This is a genomic window from Segetibacter sp. 3557_3 (assembly GCF_004354985.1).
Lineage (GTDB): Bacteria > Bacteroidota > Bacteroidia > Chitinophagales > Chitinophagaceae > Segetibacter.
This window is the reverse complement of the sequence record NZ_SMSK01000011.1, coordinates 154,616-178,278: the sequence shown is the minus strand read 5'-3', so window position 1 is coordinate 178,278 and position 23,663 is coordinate 154,616. Positions and strand designations below refer to the sequence as shown.

19 protein-coding genes are annotated in these 23,663 nt (G+C 44.2%); 8 read left to right on the top strand and 11 right to left on the bottom strand.

Annotated elements, in window-relative coordinates:
* Nucleotides 1-248: 248 nt before the first annotated feature.
* From EXU57_RS16440 to radA, 5 genes are all read right to left on the bottom strand, one after another.
* Nucleotides 249-1,454, bottom strand: a complete 1,206-nt coding sequence (locus EXU57_RS16440; protein WP_133269319.1) for an ATP-binding protein — start codon at nt 1,452-1,454, stop codon at nt 249-251.
* 280 nt (nt 1,455-1,734) lie between these two features.
* Nucleotides 1,735-2,235 (bottom strand): glutathione peroxidase, encoded by a 501-nt coding sequence (locus EXU57_RS16435; protein ID WP_243745629.1) that lies wholly within the window; start codon nt 2,233-2,235, stop codon nt 1,735-1,737.
* Between the two features lie 128 nt (nt 2,236-2,363).
* Complete coding sequence (locus EXU57_RS16430; protein WP_133269317.1) at nt 2,364-3,761, bottom strand: hypothetical protein; 1,398 nt, start codon at nt 3,759-3,761, stop codon at nt 2,364-2,366.
* Nucleotides 3,762-3,811: 50 nt separating this feature from the next.
* Nucleotides 3,812-4,513, bottom strand: coding sequence for a ComF family protein (locus EXU57_RS16425; RefSeq protein WP_133269316.1), 702 nt, complete (start codon nt 4,511-4,513; stop codon nt 3,812-3,814).
* 45 nt (nt 4,514-4,558) lie between these two features.
* Nucleotides 4,559-5,935, bottom strand: coding sequence for a DNA repair protein RadA (radA, locus tag EXU57_RS16420; RefSeq protein ID WP_133269315.1), 1,377 nt, complete (start codon nt 5,933-5,935; stop codon nt 4,559-4,561).
* Nucleotides 5,936-6,467: 532 nt separating this feature from the next.
* On the opposite strand from radA, the gene EXU57_RS16415 reads away from it, so the two are divergent.
* Nucleotides 6,468-7,157: a zinc metallopeptidase gene (locus tag EXU57_RS16415; protein ID WP_133269314.1), complete on the top strand. Its 690-nt coding sequence runs from the start codon at nt 6,468-6,470 to the stop codon at nt 7,155-7,157.
* Between the two features lie 175 nt (nt 7,158-7,332).
* Here EXU57_RS16415 and EXU57_RS16410 read toward each other — a convergent pair whose 3' ends face one another.
* The 3 genes from EXU57_RS16410 to EXU57_RS16400 all read right to left on the bottom strand — a co-directional run bounded on the left by EXU57_RS16410 (nt 7,333) and on the right by EXU57_RS16400 (nt 10,371).
* Entirely contained in the window at nt 7,333-8,886 is a 1,554-nt protein-coding gene (locus EXU57_RS16410) for an Rne/Rng family ribonuclease (RefSeq protein ID WP_133269313.1), read from the bottom strand.
* Between the two features lie 327 nt (nt 8,887-9,213).
* Nucleotides 9,214-10,059, bottom strand: a complete 846-nt coding sequence (locus EXU57_RS16405) for a tetratricopeptide repeat protein (protein ID WP_243745628.1) — start codon at nt 10,057-10,059, stop codon at nt 9,214-9,216.
* A gap of 21 nt (nt 10,060-10,080) precedes the next feature.
* Nucleotides 10,081-10,371 (bottom strand): HU family DNA-binding protein, encoded by a 291-nt coding sequence (locus EXU57_RS16400; RefSeq protein ID WP_133269312.1) that lies wholly within the window; start codon nt 10,369-10,371, stop codon nt 10,081-10,083.
* Between the two features lie 241 nt (nt 10,372-10,612).
* On the opposite strand from EXU57_RS16400, the gene mutY reads away from it, so the two are divergent.
* The 7 genes from mutY (at nt 10,613) to EXU57_RS16365 (ending at nt 18,285) form a co-directional block, all read left to right on the top strand.
* Complete coding sequence (mutY, locus tag EXU57_RS16395) at nt 10,613-11,680, top strand: A/G-specific adenine glycosylase (protein ID WP_243745627.1); 1,068 nt, start codon at nt 10,613-10,615, stop codon at nt 11,678-11,680.
* A 242-nt stretch (nt 11,681-11,922) separates the two neighbouring features.
* Nucleotides 11,923-12,357, top strand: coding sequence for a single-stranded DNA-binding protein (locus EXU57_RS16390; protein WP_133269310.1), 435 nt, complete (start codon nt 11,923-11,925; stop codon nt 12,355-12,357).
* 80 nt (nt 12,358-12,437) lie between these two features.
* Complete coding sequence (gene gldE / locus EXU57_RS16385) at nt 12,438-13,778, top strand: gliding motility-associated protein GldE (protein ID WP_133269309.1); 1,341 nt, start codon at nt 12,438-12,440, stop codon at nt 13,776-13,778.
* Nucleotides 13,775-14,410: a gliding motility lipoprotein GldD gene (gene gldD, locus EXU57_RS16380; protein ID WP_133269308.1), complete on the top strand. Its 636-nt coding sequence runs from the start codon at nt 13,775-13,777 to the stop codon at nt 14,408-14,410. The genes gldE and gldD overlap by 4 nt, the downstream gene beginning before the upstream one ends.
* A 421-nt stretch (nt 14,411-14,831) precedes the next feature.
* Nucleotides 14,832-15,422, top strand: a complete 591-nt coding sequence (locus tag EXU57_RS16375; protein WP_133269307.1) for a DUF3109 family protein — start codon at nt 14,832-14,834, stop codon at nt 15,420-15,422.
* A gap of 163 nt (nt 15,423-15,585) precedes the next feature.
* Nucleotides 15,586-16,965: a LutB/LldF family L-lactate oxidation iron-sulfur protein gene (locus EXU57_RS16370; protein ID WP_133269306.1), complete on the top strand. Its 1,380-nt coding sequence runs from the start codon at nt 15,586-15,588 to the stop codon at nt 16,963-16,965.
* A 6-nt stretch (nt 16,966-16,971) separates the two neighbouring features.
* Nucleotides 16,972-18,285 (top strand): polysaccharide deacetylase family protein, encoded by a 1,314-nt coding sequence (locus tag EXU57_RS16365; protein WP_133269305.1) that lies wholly within the window; start codon nt 16,972-16,974, stop codon nt 18,283-18,285.
* A gap of 202 nt (nt 18,286-18,487) precedes the next feature.
* Here EXU57_RS16365 and purH read toward each other — a convergent pair whose 3' ends face one another.
* The 3 genes from purH to EXU57_RS16350 form a co-directional block, all read right to left on the bottom strand.
* Nucleotides 18,488-20,023 carry a bifunctional phosphoribosylaminoimidazolecarboxamide formyltransferase/IMP cyclohydrolase gene (purH, locus tag EXU57_RS16360; protein WP_133269304.1) on the bottom strand — a complete coding sequence of 512 codons (1,536 nt, stop codon included), beginning with the start codon at nt 20,021-20,023 and terminating at the stop codon, nt 18,488-18,490.
* Nucleotides 20,024-20,093: 70 nt separating this feature from the next.
* A complete protein-coding gene (locus tag EXU57_RS16355; RefSeq protein ID WP_133269303.1) occupies nt 20,094-22,184 on the bottom strand; it encodes a ComEC/Rec2 family competence protein in 2,091 nt (696 codons plus the stop codon).
* A gap of 262 nt (nt 22,185-22,446) precedes the next feature.
* Complete coding sequence (locus EXU57_RS16350; RefSeq protein WP_243745626.1) at nt 22,447-23,640, bottom strand: ATP-grasp domain-containing protein; 1,194 nt, start codon at nt 23,638-23,640, stop codon at nt 22,447-22,449.
* Nucleotides 23,641-23,663 lie beyond the last annotated feature (23 nt).

Below are 23,663 nucleotides of genomic sequence, written 5' to 3'. Positions count from 1 at the left end.
AACCCAAATCAATAGGACCGCTGTGTCTTTTCCTCTATATCCTAAAACCTACTATGCTGATAAGCGTAATCCGGCAAAAATGTATGATCTAACCATATCAGGCACACAAAAACCAGCGCACCATACACAATTGCTTTCCGTATTAAAACAAACCGGCGTTGTTGCCGGCGCTATATTCTTCAAAAATAATGATTTCATAAGAATATAGCTTTTTTTAACAAATTCTATAAAACCTCCCGCATTTTGATCTACGTGGTTAACAATACTTTATCCTGGATAATGTGTAGTAACTTAATGGTAAGAGCATGAAACAGCATCTTTGCATTCGCATTCCGTTCAATGAAGTAGGCTGCTTTGTCGAGTTCTTCGATGATCGCCTGCTGCTGGCTAACCCCTGCGATTTTATTTAATCTTTGGGCAAAGTCTTTTTCATTCCCCGAAAGCGTGACCCTTTCAGGGCCAAGTACCCTTATACGGATACTTTGTTCAAGCAAATGGTTGAAGTAGCGCAGGAACTGCTTTTGTTTTTCCCGACCCAATTCAGCCATCGTGCCCACCCACTTTACCTGCGCCGCCGGGCCTGCTTTCAGGGTTGCATTTAACCATTCACGAAGCAATCCTTGCCAGTCTTCCTCAGAATGCTGGAGCAGGTTTAGCGCTTCCCGGTAATTACCTTCGGCGATCGCAGCCACCTGCCGCGCCTGTTCGGCAGGGGTATGATTACGTGAGATCAGCGCTTCCTCAACGTCTTCATTTGCAAGTAAAGGAACCTTTACAAGCTGGGTACGTGATAATATAGTCTGTAAAATGAGTTCTTCGCTTTCTGCAACAAGAATAAACAAGGTATTCGGGGGTGGTTCTTCTATTAGCTTCAGAAGTTTATTACCTTCTTTGCCAAGGTATTCCGGCATCCACATCAGCAGGATCTTGTACCCGCTTTCAAAGCTTTTAAGGCTCATCTGCCGGATAATATCGTTACACTCTTCAGCGGTTATGTTGCCCTGTTTATTTTCCGCACCAATAAATTGAAGCCAATCGTACACATTACCGAAAGGAAGCTGTTTTACAAACTCCCGCCATTCGTTTATAAATACGGTGCTAATTGGCTTATCGCCGCTCTTTTTAGTAATAACGGGATAGGAAAAGTGAATGTCAGGATGCATGAGCCCCTGAGATCGAACGCATGAGGCACACTCGCCGCAGCTATCATAAAGGTTGAGAGGTGGAGCCGCAGCCAGCTCAGGAGTATCGAAAAGTGCAAAACCTGCAGGCGCCGCCACTTTACGGTTTACTTTTTCGCAAACGAGGTACTGTGCAAATGCCAATGCTAACGGCAGTGCACCACTTCCTTCTTTACCCAAAAAAAGTAATGCATGGCTGAGCCGGTTTTGCTGAACCATCTCGGCAAGCCGTTCTTTAACGTCTGTCTGCCCAATCACATCTTTGAAAAGCATACAGCGAAGGTAATAGATAGACTACTGAATGGAACTGCCGGTTTCAATCGTTGAAAAGCTTTATAGCTGAATATAGGACGAGCGAAATAAGTAAGTGACACTGATCTGAACCGCCCAGCAGGATGAATTTATCCTGGCGGAGGTTCATCCCGTCGGGCATCAATGTTCATTAGAATTCTTGCTACCTGTCACCAAAAACAGGTAAAAAGTCACGGCAATAAATTCAGACAAATGGAACAGATGTTTGTTCAAACGCAGAAAATAGACGGAACAAGACTATTTACTTCAGGTACTTTGTAATTTCTTCTCCGTTTGGCAATGCCTTACTTGGAAAATACTCCAACATCTTACCATTTTCGTCAAGCATAAACTTATTGAAGTTCCATTTGATCGTTGCGTCGAGCACGCCATTTTGTTCTTTGCTTGTGAGCCATTTGTAAACGGGATGAATATTTTCGCCAACCACATCAACCTTGCTGGCTAATGGGAAAGTGACACCGTACCGCACCTTGCAAAACTCCTGTATCTCTTCGTTTGTACCTGGCTCCTGTCCGCCAAAATCATTAGCGGGAAAACCTACAACAACAAGTTTATCCTTGTTTTCCTTATAAAGTTTTTCCAGACCTTCATATTGCGGGGTATAACCGCACTTAGAGGCGGTATTTACAACCAAAATCTTCTTTCCCTTGAACTTGGAAAAATCGATGGTTCCACCTTCGATTGAAGGAACTTTAAACTGGTAAATGCTCTGAGGGGCTCCCTCCATTTTGCTGTTGCTCATCTTATGATTACAAGAAAAAAGAATTGTGAGGATGGCCAATGTACATAGTGGCAGTAGTCGCATAACAGGAAGAATTTTAGTAATTACAAATTTGGTTTGAATTTGTTTAGCACGGGTATAAAACTACCTTATTTTTCGTAGCAGCCAATGTCTGGTTTTGTTCCGCGCTGTTTTCCGTCCAGGTCCAGCAAGGTTGTGGCGGTTGCTACCCCCGCATCAATCAGGGGTGAATTGTCAGCAGGCCTGAAGTTGTAAAACCTTTTAGCAATGTCAATGCTGTCAAACCGGGGCGCGCTATTCACCTGGCTACCCGAAAAAACAACCCCCGGAACGTTGGCTGCTTCATTTTTCAAAGCTTTGTATAGGACATTTTGAAATGTTATTGCAAAAGGACGGGTTGTTGCCTCTTTTTTTACAACGATTTCTTCATCAACAATGCCTCCTTCGCCATAAAACACGCAGTTTGAAAAAACGGCTGATAGTGCATTTGTCTGACTTTGACTATTCGCATTGGTGATAAAAAGCACAGGGCTGTTGTGCGAAACCAGGTAATTACCATATGTAGCGACCGTACAGTGTTTAAAGTCGTAAACCCCGCCGCTACCTATACCGATGTTATTGCCACAGTTGGTTATTAAGCAATTTCGTGCGCTTATAGAACTGTTGACGCTTATTATGCCCGCGTCAAATATGTTATCGATAGTGCATTCATTAAGTGTAAGTTTTACCTGTCCATTTGGGGCAGGCAACTGGGTGATGACTCCCTGGTAGGCATTTTTTATAACAGCATGACTAAGTGTATTGTCTTTGCTGGTACCGTTAAAGAAAATTCCCGGCCAGCTACCTGGTAAATCACGATACTCAGCATCGAGTCGATCCCCTGTAAAAACCACTTTTTCGTTGAGGGTACCGTTTACGTTCATTGTTCCGTTTACAATGATTGGCGCGTTGGCATGGCAATAAATACTTGTTCCCCGGCTAATGTTCAAGGCTACGTTATTGTCGATGGTAAGTCCACCAAGGATCACATAAGGCAAGTTATTGTTGAAGGTTGTATTTACACTAATTCTTCCATTCCTGATGAATCGTGCATTCCGGCCATAGGCTTCAAGCTGAATTAACCGGTCGTTTCCATTAAAACTTAACTGTATGCTGTCGCGGATAACAAATGGAAGATTGCCGGCACCTGGCGTAATTGTTACGGAAACAAATACATACAGGCTATCGTTTGCCTCCAGTTCGATGTCGCTGAAGTTTACACCCGGCGACCCATCAACATTGATCCTAAACATCGATGCGGCGCCCCCGGCGAGCTTAATGCCTGAAAGCCTTAACTTTTGGGCGTTTGGGTTAAAAACTTTCAACGACTGTGTAACCGAGCCAGTTGAGGTAAAAACAGTATCGAAATGAATAGTATCGGCTGATGTCCGCAACAATGCGTCGGCGCTTGTTATGAATGAGGATTTCCTGCAGGCAACGCCTAACAGGATGATCAGTAGTGAAACTGCCGGCAGAAAATATTTCATGTTCTTCAAAAGTACAGCGCAGATCAATGTGACTTTGGCTAATTCTGTAATCAAGCTGTATAGGCCAGGGTAGCAATACTCAATTCCGTTCCGGGGATCGACAAAATGGCGGCCCCACACGACTCGAGGGTTGCACCAGTAGTTACTACATCGTCGACCAATAATATGTGCTTGTTACGGAGTGGTTCAGGGTCCCTCACCGTAAAAACCCCCTCCATGTTGAGCCAGCGGCCGGTTCGGCCTTTGTGCGTCTGGGTTTCGGTAAATACATTCCGGTATGCAGCTGTTTCCAGAACGGGAATACCGCATACACTTGCCATGCCTGCACAAATAACAGCAGCCTGGTTATATCCACGTTTTTTCTCTTTCTTCTTATTCAGCGGCAAAGGCAATAATAAGTCAGCTTTTTTGAAGTAGCGTGAGCCCACCAGGTATTGCCCTGCGAGTTTGCCCAGGTAATACCCAATCTCTTTATTTCCCCGGTATTTAAGCTGCACAATCAGCTGTTGTATAAGTGAGTCTTTTGTAAAGTAGTAAGCAGCTGCAGCACTTTTTACATTCAAACGCCCATAGAAGATCTGCTCAACAGGATTGCCGGGTTGGTCGAAAAAACCCGTAACCGGCAGATCAGTATGGCACCTAAAGCAAAGTTCGTCTTCGTTGCCAAGGAGGTCACTTCCACAACCAACGCAGTTGTGCGGAAAAAGCAGGTGTATAAAGTCACCTGTCCATTCTTTTAACGTACTGACCATCGTATCGCCGTTTGTACAATATACAATTTTCCAAACGAGAACCCCTTATGTTGAAAAAAGATACCGGTATACTTCGTCAACCCGGGAAAGCGGCACGATTTCGATGGTAAATGATTGTTTGTTAAAACCTTTCTTGTTGTATTTCGAAACGATAATTTTTTCAAATCCGAGCTTTTCCGCCTCCGCAATCCGTTGTTCAATGCGGTTGACCGCCCTGATTTCTCCATTCAGGCCCACTTCACCCGCAAAGCAAATCAATTGAGGTAGGGGAACATCTTCATAACTGCTGAGCAGGGCACAGATTACCGCGAGATCAATTGATGGATCCTCAATCTTTAAGCCCCCGGCAATATTTACAAATACATCCTTCATTCCAAAGTGGAATCCTCCTCGCTTCTCGAGTACAGCCAGCAACAACTGGAGCCTTCGCAAGTCGAAGCCACTCACGGTTCGTTGCGGGGTTCCATAAACGCTTTGTGTAACCAACGCCTGTACCTCTATCAGCAGCGGGCGCATACCTTCCATCGTTGCGGCAATACCGCTCCCGCTCAATTGTTCTTCTTTTTGTGCTATCAATATTTCCGACGGGTTCGATACCGGGATCATCCCGGTTCCCGACATTTCGTAGATGCCGAGTTCCGCTGTACTGCCAAAGCGATTCTTTATCGTTCGAAGTATACGGTAAGCGTAGTGGCGATCGCCCTCAAATTGCAATACGGTGTCAACCATATGCTCCAGGATTTTTGGCCCCGCAATCGATCCATCTTTTGTAATATGACCAATTAGGAAAACCGGGACATCTGTTTCTTTCGCAAATCGCTGAAATTCAGCGGCACATTCCCGGATTTGGCTAACGCTTCCTGGTGAAGACTCGATAAAATTTGATTGTAAAGTTTGAATAGAGTCTACAATGACCAGTTGTGGACGTAACTTCTTTATTTCCTGAAAAATCGTTTGCGTTGATGTTTCAGTAAGAATGTAGAAATTGTCGTTTTTGGCATTCAGCCGGTCTGCACGCATTTTGATCTGCTGTTCGCTTTCCTCACCGCTAACATACAGCGTAACAACTTCGCTAAGTCTTAAACCAACCTGCAGGAAGAGTGTGCTTTTACCTATGCCGGGCTCACCCGCTACCAGAACGATACTTCCGGGAACAATCCCACCGCCCAGCACCCTGTTCATTTCTCCGTCATTGGTCTCAATTCGCCCCTGGTCAGTGGTTGTAACTTTATTCAGGGGAACTGTTTTGCTTACCCGCTGTGTATTTGAATAGTCTTTCCAACCATCTGCCTTTTCCGGTCCTTTACTAATAACTTCTTCGACAAACGTATTCCATTCGTTACACGCCGGACACTTACCTACCCATTTAGCACTCTCATGCCCGCAATTGCTGCAGAAATATGCAGTCTTGAGTTTACTCATGGGCTAAAGTTAAGTGATGGCGTATCAATCTTGTTGAACAGCCTGCTAATACTAAAGGCAGGGCTGGGGAGAGGGCAGATTGAGAAATCTTATGTGCCCAGTGCAGAAAAGAGGTAAATTCCGGAAGCTTGATAAACGAAAAGTAATTGAAACCCCAGATCGGAGTTATGCGGTAGAAAACAGTAACGGCCTCAGCTCAAAGAGTTCACCAAATAAAAAAGACCGGCATTTTATTGCCGGCCTTCCTTACTTACTAACCCATTAAATTCTGACACTAAATTACAAATCTGGTACATAAATCAAAATTAAATTTTAATGCTGTGAATAACTTTCACCACACAAAAACCTGCAGAATACGCGTGAATAGCAGCCGAATAGCAGGTTGTTGATCTTACCAGGTCATCTTGACGGCTTTCCGGTAATAAGCGCCTTTTTTTAAAGACATCCTGTCCCTGGACCCGGTTTATCAGGTTTTTAACGGCTTGGGGAAGATTTTGGAAAATCGTTTGTTGGATAGCTTAAAACGACCTTTATGAATTCAATATTTCTAATATCGATCATTTTTGTAGGTATCAGCTTTCTTGTTTCTATGCGGCTGAAAAGCAAGTTTGCCAAATATGCTGCGGTTCCCCTGAGGGCTGGTCTTACGGGCAAAGAAGTTGCGGAAAGAATGCTTCGCGAGAACAATATTTACAACGTTCAGGTGGTATCGGTTCCGGGGCACCTGTCGGATCATTATGACCCTGTTGCAAAAACGGTGAACTTGAGTCCTGAAGTTTACAGTGAGCGAAGTATTGCCGCTGCGGCAGTTGCTGCCCATGAGTGCGGGCATGCCGTTCAACATGCAACCGCTTATAGCTGGCTCAAGATGAGGAGCACCCTGGTTCCTGTTGTACAGTTCAGCAGTAACATCATCCAGTGGGTATTACTAGCGGGTATCATTATGGTTAACTCATTCCCTGGCCTGCTGCTCATTGGAATCATCCTTTTTGCGTTAACAACAATATTCGCATTTATTACCTTGCCTGTTGAATTTGATGCCAGCAGGCGTGCGCTCGCCTGGTTGAATACCACCAGGATTACAACTGGTACCGAAACCGATGGTGCAAAGGATGCACTTAAGTGGGCCGCAATGACCTATGTTGTCGCCGCAATCGCATCTCTTGCAACGCTGATACAATATGTTCTTATCTACCTTTCCGGTAGCCGCAGAGACGACTAATCCTTTCTGCGGGAAAACACCTCTTCATCTAACCCTGTAGCCGGGGGGCTGCAAGCCAGAACCTCAGCAATAAGCTCGGTGAAAGAGATAGCTAAAAAATGTAAAAGACCACATGTGAGCATGTGGTCTTTTACATTTATAAACAACGCTTTCAATCAGCGCTCGTGACTAATACTTAGAACTTTATCTGTTCATCATCTTTATCAAAAAAGTGAAACTCGGTGATGTTGTAGTTAGTATTCGGTGCAATCCTGATTTTGGTGTTGAACTTGCGATTCCATTTATGCCGGATGGAAGAAAACAACCAGCCTTTTGTCAAGTGTGAGTACAAAATCGGATGTACATATAAAGTCAGGTCCTTATGCTGGTGTGTGACCAGGTAAAGCAGTTTTTTTTCGATCTCATCTTCCAGCAGCACGGTTGAAGTGATTTTACCGGTTCCGTTACAACTGGGACATACTTCAGAAGTATTGATATTTACTTCCGGTCGCATGCGCTGCCGGGTGATCTGCATCAAACCAAATTTGGAAATTGGAAGAACCGCGTGTTTTGCCCTGTCTGGCCGCATAAAGCCATCCATAACATCCTGCAACTTCTTTTTATTATCCGGAAGTTTCATGTCGATGAAGTCGACTACGATAATCCCTCCAATATCCCTTAACCGTAACTGGCGTGCTATTTCTTCGGCTGCCTCAACATTCGTTTGAAAGGCATTTTCTTCCTGGTTGTTGCTAACACTTTTGTAACCGCTGTTGACATCAATTACGTGTAGGGCTTCTGTGTGTTCAATGATCAGGTAAGCACCACTGGGAAGGTTAACCGTTTTGCCGAAAGCAGATTTAACCTGCTTGGTAATTCCAAAATGGTCAAATATGGCGACACCATTGGCATAATGCGAAACAATCTCTGCTTTCTCAGGGGCAATTTTCTGAATATAGTTTCGGGTATCGTTGAAGATGTTCTGGTCGTTTACAACAATCTTGTTGAAATCCTCGGTAAGCAGATCCCGTAACATGCTGGTGGTCTTGGTTTGCTCGCTAAGGATCTTGGAAGGTGGAACTGCATTCTTCAGGTTCTTCTGAATTGATTTCCAGGTATTAACCAGGGCGGTAAGGTCTTCGTGCAATTCTGCCGTATTCTTACCTTCAGCAGCTGTTCTGACAATAACACCAAAATTTTTGGTTTTAATTGCTTCAACAATCTTCTGCAAACGTTTTCTTTCTTCGCTACTATGTATTTTCTTGGAAACGGCAACAATATCGTTGAATGGGGTAAGCACAACAAAACGCCCCGGAAGGGATATTTCACAGCTTAACCTTGGACCTTTTGCTGCAATAGGCTCTTTCAGTATTTGTACAAGCACGTTTGGTTTGCCGCCCAATACGTCGTTGATCTTGCCGGTTTTTACAATCTCGGGTTCAACTTCAAATTTGCTGAAGTCGAATACCTGCTCAGATTTATCGTTTATAGATTGTTGAGTAAACTTAAGTATGGACCTGGCATATGGACTCAGATCTGTGTAGTGTAAAAAGGCATCTTTCTCAAATCCCACGTCTACAAAAGCGGCATTAAGGCCGGGAATCAGTTTTTTTACTTTACCAAGATATAGATCACCTACGCCAAAGCTGGCGTCCGTTTTTTCATTATGTATTTCAACAAGCTTCTTTTCTTCAAGCAGGGCTATTTCCACCCCTTGCGGGGTAGCATTAATGATTAATTCTTTGTTCAATGTGCAACTTTTAATAATTCACAAATTCCGTAGCGGGAACGGAATAAACCAAAACAGCACTATGTTATACCAACACAGTCATATCCTGCCACTTAAATTAGATAAGGTAAAAGTAAAGTTGCAAAACAGTGGTTGGTGGGGCACCAGAAAGTTGCAAATGCCGGAGTAGGTAACTCCGGCATTGCTAATGACAGGATGAGGTCAATTATTTCCTCTTCTTATGACGATTTTTTCTAAGTCTCTTTTTTCGCTTATGTGTTGCTATCTTATGACGTTTTCTTTTCTTACCGCAGGGCATACTTAATAAATTTTTATTTTAAATCTAGATTACTTTAGTGTTTTGATCCTGTTATCGAGTTCTTTTCTCGCCTCAGGATTTGGTACTTTGGTTTTTACAAACTCGTACCATTTGATCGCATTTGCCTTATCACCATGTTGGTCATAAGCTTCTGCCAGGTTAAGTGCAGCTTCAAGGTTGCCTGGTTCCTTTTTAACTACAATCAAAAATCTTTCAATTGCTTTTTCAAACTGACCGCTTTTAACTCCTCCAAGCCCTAAAATGAACTGGGCGAAAGTATTTTCCGGATCCCGTGCAACAATTTCACGAATGGGGGCAATACCTTCCATTGGGTTGCTCGAAATGTTGCCAAAGATGTAACAGGCCCCTAACCCAATTTTGCTGCTATCGTTTGCCGGATTAACTTCCAATGCACGTTCAAAAAGCGTTTTTGCATTAGTAGCAAGCCAGTTTTGCATGGCTGGGTCAGCTTCTGTTTTTAAGTTCGTTAAAAACAAATGGGCAGCAAAGGTGAGGGTTTTTTCAGAATTCTCCAATTTCGCTGCTTCTGCGGTGTAAAAAGCATACGGTTCAAACAATCGAACAGTGTCGCGCCAAAAGGCGGCGAGGAGACGATAGGAGGATAACTGTTGATTTTTAACGTCCCCGCGTGTAACCAGATTCTCATATCCGGTTACCTTCTCTACCTGGGCAGGAGTAAGCCTCTCCTTCGCGTGGCGAAGGAGCTGGTTGAAATCTATAGGTTTAACAGCAGGTGCAGTTTCTGCACTAGCTACTGCTTCAGGCTTCTTTGGGGGAACAGTTTTGCCAAAAAAAAATAACATTGCCAGCAAGATCAATCCACTGCTAACAACGATCCATTGTTGTTTTTTCACTTTTCCGATTGAACGGCAAAGTTAACCTTCCTTTCGCTTAGTCTTGACATCGCTGACAAATTCTTTGGCAGGTTTGAAAGCGGGAATAAAATGTTCAGGTATTTCAACAGCTACGTTTCGCTTGATGTTTCTTCCAATTTTTGCCGCTCTCTTTTTTGTAATGAAGCTGCCGAAACCTCTTATATAGATGTTTTCTCCCTGACCGAGACTTTCTTTTACTTCTTTGAACATGGTCTCTAGTGTTACCAACACATCAACCTTAGGAATTCCGGTTTTCTCAGAAATTTGATTAATTAAATCTGACTTTCGCATGGCTTTACCAGTTTTTGAATTAGACCTTAAACTTGCTTATCATACCGCAAAAAGCGGACTAAGATTGAGCAAAGTGAAAGGATATGATTGGTTATTAGGTGATTTCGTATGTTATGAGAATAAAATTAAAATATTTTATCCATTGATTACCAATAATGTTCAAATTTATATTTAACATATTTCACATCTATAATGTGTACATAATTCTACAGATAAGATATGGTTTTTTAAAATAATCAGAATGGATTTCACAAGGAATTTGCTACACTGGTACGATACATTTCCGCATCGGCAGATGCCGTGGAAAGGCGAGAAAAATCCGTATAAAATATGGCTTAGTGAGGTGATTCTGCAACAAACAAGGGTAGACCAGGGTTGGGTATATTACGAAAGGTTCACATCAGCATACCCTGACATATTTGCACTGGCAGCTGCAGAAGATGAAGCAGTATTTAAGCTATGGGAGGGCCTTGGATATTATACCCGTTGCAGAAATCTTGTTGCTACCGCAAGGAAAATCGTCAGTGATTTTAACGGAACATTCCCATCTACCTATGCAGATATTTTGCAATTAAAAGGCGTAGGACCCTATACTGCCGCTGCAATTAGCTCTTTTGCTTTTGACCTTCCCCATGCTGTTGCAGATGGAAATGTATTTCGGGTACTTGCAAGGTATTTCGGAAATCACACCCCTATTGATAGCAGTAGTGGAAAGCTTGTATTTACCGCACTGGCCAACCAGTTACTTGACCATCAGCGAAGCGCTGATTATAACCAGGCGATTATGGACTTTGGCGCCACGGTTTGTAAGCCAAAAATCCCGTTGTGCAGTACCTGTGTTATGACAATCCATTGCCAGGCGTTTAAGCATGGGGTGGTGAACAAACTTCCGATAAAAGAGAAAGTCCTGCAACGAAGTACGCGGTTTTTTAACTACTTCGCGTTCAGCTGTGGTGATCGTATTCTGGTGAAACAGCGGGTAGAAAAAGACATATGGAATAGCCTTTTTGAGTTTTATCTTGTAGAAACCGGAACTTCAGAAACCTGGGAAGCTGCAAAAATCGAACAGGTCATGTCCGAGCAAATTGGAACTTCGGATTACAAAATTGACCATATCTCTTCCCCCTTCAGACAACAGCTTACCCACCAGCTTATTCACACCCAATTCATTGCTATCCAATTGGCAGCTATTCCTGATGCTTTAAAGGACTTCAGGTTAATTCCCCGCAAATCTCTGAATGAAGTAGCGTTTCCGAAGAGTATCAGGGAATATCTGGAGCAACAATCAGTACACCAACACCTGTTTTAGCAAGTTCACCGTTCTATGCTCCACCTAACTGAACCGGCAGAACTTTGCCTGGTAAAGGAGGGAGCTTATCCGACTTTCACAAACTACCAGGCTCCATTATGTTTGAATGGAATGAAATTCCGGCATAGCAAAGGAGAGCGCGGGCATTTACAACAATTTTCCGTAAAGCTTGAATTATTTTACAAAAAGGGGTAATTTTAAAAAGCTAACCAATCATTAGACGATTCACAAAAACGAGTATCATGAGAGGTGTTAACAGAGTAATGCTAATCGGCAATCTTGGAAAAGATCCTGATGTACAGTACCTGGAAGGAAATATTGGTGTAGCAAAATTTAGTCTGGCGACTACTGAAACTTACAAAGACAGGGGCGGAAAACTGGTGTCCCAAACCGAATGGCATACGGTGGTATTATGGAGAGGTCTTGCTGATCTTGCACAGAAGTACCTTCACAAGGGTAGTTTGGTTTATATTGAAGGACGCTTAAGAACCCGAAGCTGGGAGGATAAAGAAGGCAACAAGAAGTTCGCCACAGAAGTTGTAGGTGATAACCTGATTATGCTCGACAAACGCGGGGAAGCTCATGGTTACCACGGCGAACATCTTGAAAATCCTGAACACATGGGTAATGCCGACGTTCCACCAATTGGCGAACCTTCTGAAGACTTACCATTTTGATCCAAATCTTCAGTATATATATTTGCAACAAGAATGCGGTTGGTTTTGGACCCCGTGATTTATCATCATAAACATCTGCTTTGGATCATCACCCGGTTATCTTTAATCTTCTATTTGCTGCGTCTCCCACTGCAATAAACATTCAGGCAACAACCATCCTCATCTTTCTGCTGATCATTTTTATTGTCATTTCTTTTTTTGTTTCCGGTGCAGAAGTTGCCTTTTTTTCCCTGAGCTTCAAAGACATCAACATGCTTAAAACCAAGCAGCAGCCTGGGTATAAGCGCATCGTTGACCTGCTGGAAGACCCTAAAATCCTGCTGGCATCGTTACTTATCGCAAACAGCTTCGTAAATATCGCGATTGTGGTTGTCTCGAACTTCATCATGGATGAGATGATACTCCTGGACAATCACCTGTTTTGGGTGGAATTCCTGATCAAGGTTTTAGCGGTTACCCTTATCCTGGTTATGTTCGGTGAGGTGATGCCCAAAGTAATGGCAACCCAAAACAATATCCGTTTTGCTAAAGATGCAGGTCCACTGGTGGAAGGAATACTGTACCTGTTTAAGGGAATGAGCGAGCGGCTTGTAGGTACGTCCGATTTTATCGAGCGAAAACTTGCCGGAAGAACCGGCAGTGCTTATAGTTTAACTGAACTGGATCACGCAATAGACCTTACGACGGACAATTCAGCGTCGGAAAAAGAAAAGAATATTCTAAAGGGCATAGTTAAGTTTGGAAATATTACGGTAAAGCAGATTATGAAAGCCAGGCTGGATGTGAGTGGGATACCTTATGAAACCTCCTTCAAGGGCCTGGTAAAGACCATTGAAGAGTTACACTATTCACGCCTTCCTGTTTTTAAAGACGACCTTGATGAAGTGGTTGGGATGCTGCATACCAAAGACCTGCTGCCCTACCTGGATAACCGTGAGGAGTTCGACTGGCACCAGATCATGCGCCTACCCTATTTTGTGCATGAACAAAAGATGATCGAGGACCTGTTAAAGGAGTTCCAGGCGAAACGCATACACTTTGCTGTGGTGGTAGATGAATTTGGCGGAACAAGTGGGATTGTTACACTGGAAGATATCCTTGAAGAGATTATTGGCGACATCCGGGATGAGTTTGATGAGGATGATGTTGTTTACAAGAAAATCGACGACCTGAACTTTATTTTTGAGGGTAAGACGATGATCAACGATGTATGCAAGCTGATGGGGCTTGCAGCCGATACCTTTGATACCGTGAGGGGAAGCAGCGACTCACTGGCTGGATTGGTACTTGAGATTGCCGGGGAGATACCACAACCAAACCAGGTGGTACCATCGGGCGACTTCGAGTTTACGGTTATGGAGGTTGTAAAAAACAGGCTCCAAAAAGTTAAGGTGTCTATCCAACCCCAAAAAACAAAATGAGAAGTCCTGCCAATTTAAAGCTAATCGATCTATACAATTATCTCAAAAGCGTTTGGGTACCTGTTATTGCAACAATACTACTAACTTCCCTTAGCTCGTGTAATAGCGATTATACTCCTAAGCCAAAAGGATATTTCAAAATCCCTTTTCCGACGAAGGCTTACCAGCAATTCAACGAACCAGGCTATCCCTACTCCTTCGAGTACCCGGTATATGCAAAGGTGTTAAAAGATAGTTCCTTCTTTAACGAAGCCACTGAAAACCCCTGGTGGATCAACATTGACTTTCCCCAATTTAACGGGAAAGTACACGTTAGTTATAAGCAGATCGGGACAAATCAATTTGACAAACTGGTTAATGACGCTTTTACAATGACCAACAAACACAATGTAAAAGCCTATTCGATTGATGACTCATTGATCACAACTCCGAACAACGTTCATGGGCTTTTCTTTAAGGTAGGTGGCAATGTTGCGACTGCAAACCAATTTTTTCTTACCGACAGCACCCGCCATTTTCTTCGTGGTGCCCTATACTTTGATGCGGCTCCCAACGAAGATTCGCTGGGGATTGTCAATAGGTTCCTGCTCGATGATGTAAGACATATGATAAATACCTTTAAGTGGAAGTAGTGAGTAACCATATCCCGGCTTTTATCATGGGTGAATGTTAGTAACGCAAGTAATCTCCTGTACAACTCAGAAAGTCCGGAACCGGCCAGCTACCGATTACTTAATCTTGCAAAAAACATGCATTCCTTCTTCTAAAAAGTTGGCCGTTTTCGTCAACCAATCCATAGTGGTCGTGCGTCGCGTAACTAAAGCTCCCGGGCCCTTACATTACAAACCCCGGGAGCATAAGGCATTAACAAGTTAGTGCCAGGGCACAACAATATTGCGTGAGAAATCTGTTGTTTTCAGATAAAACAATCCCAAACAAACAACGTTGTAATCGTTGTGGTAAATGTCGCAAAGTTCGTGGCTTGCCTACCGGTTCTGCTGAATTAAGAATTACCTTCGCTTTCTAATCAGGCCTCCGGGCTTTTTGTGATTTATGATAGCCATTGACAATAAACTGATAAGTGACGACGTGATCGAGGCTCAATTTGTTTGCGACCTCAACAAGTGTAAAGGCGGCTGCTGCGAAGACGGGGATGCCGGCGCACCCCTGGAGGTTAAAGAGCTAAATGAATTGATAGAACATTATGCGGTAATTGCACCATATCTTAGTGATGAAGGTAGACGAGAGGTGGAAAGGCAGGGCAAATACGTATACGACCAGGAATTTGGCTGGGTAACACCAACGATAAAAGGACAAATGTGTGCATACGGGTATCGCGATGCGTCGGGGATCGTTAAGTGTGGTATAGAAGCAGCTTATAATGATGGCAAACTCGACTGGAAAAAACCAATCAGCTGCCATTTGTTCCCCATCAGGCTTAAAAAGAGCAGGGATGGCAAAACAGAATTCGTAAACTACGAACCACGGGAAGATCTTTGTGCCGCCGCATGTAAATTGGGTAAGAAGTTAAAGGTGCCAACCTACGTTTTCCTTAAAGAAGCCATAACCCGAAAATATGGTGAAGAATTCTACGCTATCCTTGAAGCAACGGCTAAACACATGAACGATACCAAAGTTAAATAGTCGGGCTTGTGCTCATGGGCGTTCGGGCACATTGCCCAATAAAGCACAGGGGTACAAGTGAGTGACACAACGATGCCCGGCCATGTACCAATGCTAAGTACATAAAAATTATCCTTTGTTCTACTGTTGACCCCAGATTTGTAAAAAGAAAAAGATTGGAAAAATGAATGAAACTGCAGCATCTTTTAAAGCAAAAAGCACGGTTAAAGCAGGCGACCTTGAACACAGGCGGAAGATCAACTTCAACATTAGTAAGTATAATGCATCGGTACCACTGGGAAAACAACAGTTTCCTGATGTTTTGATGGTTCGTGAAAGAGCTAAAAACATTAAGTGGCGTGCGATTGAAACCCTTGATCAGCACCTCCTTGAATTTGAATTGCAGATTACCCGACGGGGGGCAAAAGTGATTTGGGCAGAAAACAGCGAACAGGCTTTGCAGGAGATTGAGCGGATCTGCAAAGAAAAGAATTGTAAAACGCTGGTCAAGAGTAAGAGTATGGTTACTGAGGAAATTCACCTGAACGAATTTCTTGAAAAAAACGGGATCGAAAGCGTTGAGACGGACCTTGGCGAATACATTCAGCAGCTGGATGGAGAACCACCTTACCATATTGTTACCCCGGCAATGCACAAAAGCAAGGAAGACGTTGCAAAACTATTTGCTGAAAAACTTGGAACCCGACCCAATTTAACCCCTGAACAACTAACGCTGGTTGCCCGGGAGAAGCTCCGGAAAAAGTATGTAGAAGCTGAAGTTGGCGTAACCGGGGCGAATTTTATCATCGCTGATATTGGAGGGATTGCACTTACCGAAAACGAAGGTAATGGCAGGTTAAGCTGCGCCTTTCCAAAAACCCATATTGCCATCGTAGGCATCGAAAAAGTTATTCCTTCGCTGACCGACCTTGCCCTTTTTTGGCCACTGCTTGCAACGTTTGGAACAGGGCAAAAGGTTACGGTATATAATTCGATTATAACCGGCCCAAGGCAGCCAGGAGAAACAGATGGACCTGATGAGATGTATGTGATCCTGCTGGATAATGGCCGCACCAACCTGTTGAAAAACCCAAAAACAAGAGAAGCGCTATATTGTATTCGTTGCGGTGCATGCCTGAATGCTTGTCCGGTTTACAAAAACATTGGCGGTCATACGTTCGAAACTACTTACAGCGGGCCGATTGGCATGGTGGTGACCCCGCATATGCGCGAGATGGAGGAATACAAGCACCTTTCGAATGCTTCCTCGCTTTGCGGCAACTGCACCGAAGTATGCCCGGTTCGTATTAACATTCACGAGTTGTTACTCGAAAACCGGCATGAGGCTGTTGAATTTGGCCTGAGCCCCATGAGTGAGCGCATTGCCTGGAAGGTATGGAAGAAAGCAAGCCTAAATCGCAAAATGATGAACATGGGCAACGGGGGCCTGAAAAACTGGATGATTAATAAGGTGTTTACGGCATGGACAACCCATAGGCATGATCTTAACTTTAGCAAGAAAACGTTTAATGAAATGTGGGCAGAACGTTTTCCCAAACCATAAACGAACATGCTGCTGATCTATGCGCCCTTAAACAGCCCTAGGTTGGCCTATATCGTTGATACACTATTACCAGGAGTTGGACTGGAATACGCCTTAACAAGCGACCTGGAAGCATTTATTAAATACAAAGGGGCACGCCTTTATTATGGTGAAGGTGAAGCAACTGCCGGAGTGATGCAAATCGTTCCGGCAGTTTTGCTTTACGAAACCGGCATCCGGCAACAAACACCTGATGTTTTTGAGTGGCGTGGCCACCCTGCGTTTTTCAAAACAGGAGACGGAGCCATTCCGTTTGACCTCTTTGCTGCAGCATTTTATTTATTGAGTCGTTACGAAGAATACCTCCCGCATCAGAAAGATTGTTACGGACGGTTTGCACACGAAAACAGCCTTGCTTACAGGAGCGGCTTTCTTGGTCAGCCTTTGGTAAACATATGGCTGAGGGAACTTAGGCAGTTACTAACCGAGCATTTCCCTTCACTGGTTTTTGATACCAGGCCCTTTTGCTTTACACCCACTTACGACATTGATATAGCCTGGCGGTACAAATGCAAGGGAATACAAAAAAACGTGGGAGCCTTTCTTCGATCCCTACTCCTGATGGATCTCGGCCAAATAAGCGAACAGGTTGGTGTTTTAAGGGGCTTAAAGCAGGATCCGTTTGATCTCTTCGGATGGCTTGATCAGCTCCACGAACGCTACACACTTAAACCACACTACTTCGCCTTACTTGCGAAATCGCAACAAGGCTACGACAAGAACATTCCTCCAGGTTGCCGGTCTTTAAAAAAGCTAATTCAAAAACTGGCCGAACAAAACGATATCGGTATACATCCATCGTGGCAAAGCGGGGATCGTTCCGGATTGCTTTCACAAGAAAAGAACGTTCTTAACAACATGACCGGGAGGCCGGTTACATCGAGCCGCCAGCATTACATCCGGCTGAGTATGCCACAAACCTATCGCTGCTTGATTAATCAAGGTTTAACGAGTGATTATTCGATGGGGTACGGAAGCATCAATGGCTTCAGGGCATCGTACTGCCTGCCATTTTATTGGTATGATCTTGAACAAAACCAACCCACTACATTAAAGCTTTTTCCTTTCTGCTGGATGGATGCGAACGCGTACTTCGAGCAGCGTTATTCGCTAGCGGAAACCAGAAACGAACTTGAGCATTACTACAATGTAACAAAGTCTGTTGCCGGACACCTGATCACCATTTGCCATAATCACTTACTCGGCGATCAGAAGTTGTTTGCAGGATGGTCGCAGATGTATGAAGAATTCTTTATCAGCCACTTCGAAAAAAATGCGTGAGTCCAGGATAATGTTAGTAAAACGAAAACAGCTGCCCGTTAAAAGCAGCTGTTCATCATTTGTATTTTGTTATAGAAAGTTTTTTGGAACCAGCAGTAGAAAGAAGATGTGGCTCCGGTTGTGTCACTCACTTGTACCGTATTAACTCTCTTGAGCACATTAGGGTAAGCCGTTGATCATGATTAACAAAGGCAATAGTAACCTAGTGCTTGAAATGTCTCAACCCGGTAAATACCATAGCGAGCTTATGTTCAACACAATAATCTATGCTGTCCTTATCCCGTATAGATCCACCCGGTTGAATAAAGGCGTGAATTCCCTCGGCATGAGCTATCTGTACACAATCGGCAAAAGGAAAAAATGCATCTGAGGCAAGCACAGCGCCATTGAGATCAAAATTAAACTGCCTTGCCTTGTCCAATGACTGGCGTAAAGCATCTATTCTGCTTGTTTGCCCGCAGCCTTTGCCCACGAGTTGTTTGTTTTTAACCAAGGCTATTGCATTACTTTTTAGATGCTTGCTCACAAGGTTGGCAAATAACAAATCTTCTCTTTCGCTTTCGGTTGTTTCCCTACCGCCAACTTCCTTCCACTCGCCAAAATTGCCTTCATCATTATCCTGTGTAAGGTAGCCATTCGCTACCGACTTAACTTGTTTGGTAGGTTCAAGCAGGTGTGGATGAGCGGTAAGAAGGATTCGGTTTTTCTTACGCTTCAATATTTCAAATGCATCGGGATCGAAGTGCTGTGCAATTAATACTTCAAAGAATATCTCGCTGATCGCTTCCGCTGTGTTTCTGTCGATTGAGCCATTGCATACCAGCACCCCACCAAAAGCACTTTCCGGGTCGCCGGCCAGCGCTACGTTCCAGGCTTCATGAATGGTAGAGCGGCTTGCAATACCGCAAACATTGGTGTGTTTGATTATGGCAAAAGTTGTTTCGTTGAACTCCCTGATTAACTGGATAGCAGCGTCTATGTCTACCAGGTTATTGTAAGAAATTTCCTTACCGTGCAACTGGGTGAATACCTTATGAAGGTTGCCATAAAACACTGCCTGCTGGTGCGGGTTTTCGCCGTAGCGAAGGCCATGTTTTGTTTGGGTGTTTATGGTTTGGAGCGCTGTATCCGGATTGAAGTAGTTGTTTATGGCAATGTCGTAATGCATCACCACCTCGAAGGCTTTGGCTGCAAAAGCACGGCGTTGCTCGAGGCTTGTTTCACCGGATTGTTCCGTAAGTAACTGTTCGAGCCTGGCGTAATCTTCTTTTGCCGCAACCACCAACAGGTCGCTAAAATTTTTGGCTGCAGCCCTTATCATAGAAGGACCACCAATATCTATTTTTTCGATAATTGCTGCCTGGGCTGATGTATCATCCGCAGCTGCCTTGCCAAATTGTGATAGTGTTTCTTCAAAAGGGTAAAGGTCTACAATCACCAGGTCAATCTCGGGTATGTTATACTCCTGCATTTCCTTTACATCCTGTTCAACCGCCCTCCTGCCGAGGATACCACCAAACACCACGGGGTGCAGGGTTTTTACCCGGCCACCCAGAATAGAAGGATAGGTAGTAAGGCTTTCCACCGGTATGCACGGGATACCGAGGTCCCTGATAAATTTCTCGGTTCCGCCTGTTGAATACAGGGTGACCCCTAACCCATGCAGTTGGCGGGCGATAGTATCCATACCATCTTTGTAGAAAACGGAGATGAGTGCGGACTTGATTTTCTTGTTCATTTATATTAGTTGACGATTGAGCAGCATGCAATCGGGGAATGTTGCGCATTAAAATAAAAACTCGACGGTGCTACAACATCCAAACAAAAGCACCTTTTTCAGGTGTAGAATGGTGGCGCAAATGTAGGCGGTCGCAGTCTCTTTTCCATCGATTGATTTTCCACAAGCTATTAGAGCCATCTGACACAAATTGCCTGCAATTGAAATGCTCCAGAAGTTCCGGTATTTGTACCCGCGGGTTTTTTGCCAATATGATCAGGTCTACATCCAACTTTGATGGGAAGGTAAAATGAAAGGATTGATCGACCACTAGTATTCTTTTACTCCCGAACATAAAAAACGGGTATAGTGTACTCAAGCCCTGTAGTTCGGTTTTGGGAAACACCCGGTGGAGTACCCTTGATGGCTTTAGATGAAAGCGCCATAAGAATGGATCTGCAGCCATGGTGGAGTCGACAAAACTCCAGTAAGACCGACCCATGATGAAGTCGACTCCTGTATGATGCGGAATGTTGTAGACAATCAGCTTTTGCTGGTTTTGGTGAAGGACGATATCTTTTGAACGCAGGGCAATACATAACAGTGCAGCTACCAGCGAAACAACTATGCTGCTCCTGTTCTTTCGCATGATTGCGTACGCCGCCGTAGCAAAACAAAGCATCATCAACATGCATTGCGCCACGTTCAGCTTAAGTGGAGCCCATACCGCAAACGGAAGTGCATCCATGCGTTCAACGAAACCGTTTAAAAAGGTCAACATGCCACCACAGGTATCGCCCAAGCAGGGAGCTACTGCAGGCAAAAGCTTCGTCGAGATCAATAATGCCAGTTCGCCGAATAAGATCCACCCGGATAAGGGAACTGCAACAAAATTTGTAATAAGACAATACACAGGGAACTGCTGGAAATAAAACAGGACAACCGGGAATGTTAAGACCTGCGCCGAAATCGTAACTGCATTAAGCTTCCAAACGGTATCCAGTAATTTGTTGGGGAAATACAGCCAATTGTAAATCGATTGATTAAACACAAGAATACTTAACACGGCAGCATAGGACAATTGGAAGCCCACATCCCAAAGTACATACGGATTGTAACATAGCATAAGCACGGCAGATACAATCAAGGCATTATAGGTAGATGACCTTCGGTTGATTACGTTGCCAATGACTATGCCGGTAAACATGATTGCTGCTCTTAAGATAGAAGGCGAAGCACCTGCAAGCAGGCTAAATGTCCAAAGCACAGCTATGATGACTGCTGGTTTGATCCACTTGACCCCCTTTAACCGGTTAAATGGGCGAAAGAGCCAGACCATTATTGCATATATCAATCCCAGGTGCAGACCTGAGATCGCAATAATGTGTACCACCCCGGTGTTGCTGTAAACCTGGAGCAGACCTTTGTCAAGATCGTCGCGGTAGCCAATCAATAAAGCCTCGGCAACGCCTTGCTCCCGCTCTCCCGGAACATATTTCCGTATTACAGCAATTACGGCATCTCTCATATGGAACAACCATTGCCGGAATGGATGTGGAGATACGATGGAGGTGATGCTGTATTCCCCGGAATTGAGAAACACCTGGTGAAAAATGCCCTGAAAGGCGCAATATTGCTGGTAGTCAAAAGCACCAGGGTTGCCGGAGTTCGCGACTGGCCCGGGTTGTTTCGTCAACACCAGATTTGATCCGTACCCGAGACCAGGGATGCTGTGTTCTTTCCTAAGGTAAACAAGTAGGTTCCCTTTTACAGCTTTCCAATGTGTTTTGTGCCGGACAGCTATAATGCTACAATTCGCCTTATATGTACGCGGTTTAGAAACCAGCGGCTCGTTTAGCCGGACCAGCAAAGCATTCCCCTGTTCGTAATGGTTCCCAACCCACATGGGGTGATTGCGTACATCCTGGTGGTGCACCAGGATGCCGCCTGCAACCAGGAAAACCAACTGCAGAAAGAGGCCCTGTAGCCAGCGGAAAGAAAATCTGAGGTAAGCGGGAAGCAGGTAAAAGAGGATGTTTGCGGCAAAGAGCACACCTGCGGCAACATAAAGAAAATAAATTTGAAGCGGATAATAGAACTGGAGGATTATACCCAGTGTCAAGGGTAAAAGTACCCTTAGCAGTGGTAATTGCTTCCATACGTATGGGGGTTTATACGCCATGGATGGTTGCAATTGCAATCAGCAAAACAAATAATCGATGTTGAACAGCAAGGGAAGCAGCAAAGGAGCATTGCCCACCCGGACTCAGCAGCTTTAAAAAGAACTGAGCTAACGTACGCAAACGAAATCGCCCGTGCATAATTTGCATTAAGGGGCGACACTGATGTTGGTGCATAAGCTGGCATGTCTTAGGAGCATGCCTTAGAAAAATAGGAACTTATAATGATAATACATAACCTGTACGCCAACAAAACCTTACTACTTAGCGGCTAAGGTGCATGCTGCGTTCCTTGTAAAGCATCCGGAAATAAGGATCTCTCAGATCTTTGATAAAGCGGATGGCTTCACCGGTACTTTTCATTTCAGGCCCGAGTTCCTTACTTACGCCGGGGAATTTGTCGAAGCTAAACACCGGTTCTTTGATGGCGAAACCTTCAAGTTTCTTCTCGAATTTAAAGTCGCGAAGTTTGGCAGCACCTAACATAACCTTGGTGGCAATATTCAGGTAAGGTATCTGGTAAGCTTTTGCAATAAAGGGAGTTGTACGTGAGGCTCTTGGGTTTGCTTCGATCACAAAAACCTTACCGTCTTTGATTGCAAATTGTATGTTGATTAAGCCGCGAATATTTAGTGCCCGGGCAATCTTTTCAGAATAGTATTCCATGGTTGTAATCACCAATGGGGTCAGGTTAAAGGCAGGCAGCACGGCATTACTATCGCCGCTGTGGATACCAGCGGGCTCAATATGCTCCATCACACCCATAACGTGAAAGTCTTCGCCGTCGAAAATGGCATCTACCTCAGCTTCCTGGCAACGATCCAGGAAGTGGTCGATCAAAACAGTATTGCCTGGCAGGTGTTTAAGCAGGCTAATAACAGCTGTTTCTACCTCATCGTCATTAATCACGATCCGCATTCTTTGCCCACCCAATACATAACTTGGCCTGACGAGCACGGGATAACCAACCTGGTTGGCAACTTCGATGGCTTCGTCGGCGGTATGCGCGGTTCCGTATTGCGGGTAGGGAATTTCCAGTTCTTTAAGGCGATCACTAAAGCGGCCGCGATCTTCTGCGATGTCCATATCGTCAAAAGAGGTACCGATGATCTTAATCCCCTTTTCAGTCAGCTTTTTTGCAAGTTTCAGTGCAGTTTGTCCACCAAGCTGTACGATTACACCTTCAGGTTTCTCAAACTCGATAATCTCCCAAAGGTGTTCCCAGTATACGGGTTCAAAGTAAAGCTTATCGGCAATATCAAAGTCGGTGCTGACGGTTTCAGGATTACAGTTGATCATTATCGCCTCATATCCACACTCCTTTATGGCAAGCAGGCCGTGAACACAACAATAATCAAACTCAATACCCTGGCCGATGCGGTTTGGGCCGCTACCCAGGACAATAATTTTTTTCTTTTCAGACCTTACTGATTCATTTGAAGAAAGCGACTGGTTCATGGGCTAAAATTGCGCAAAAGTAA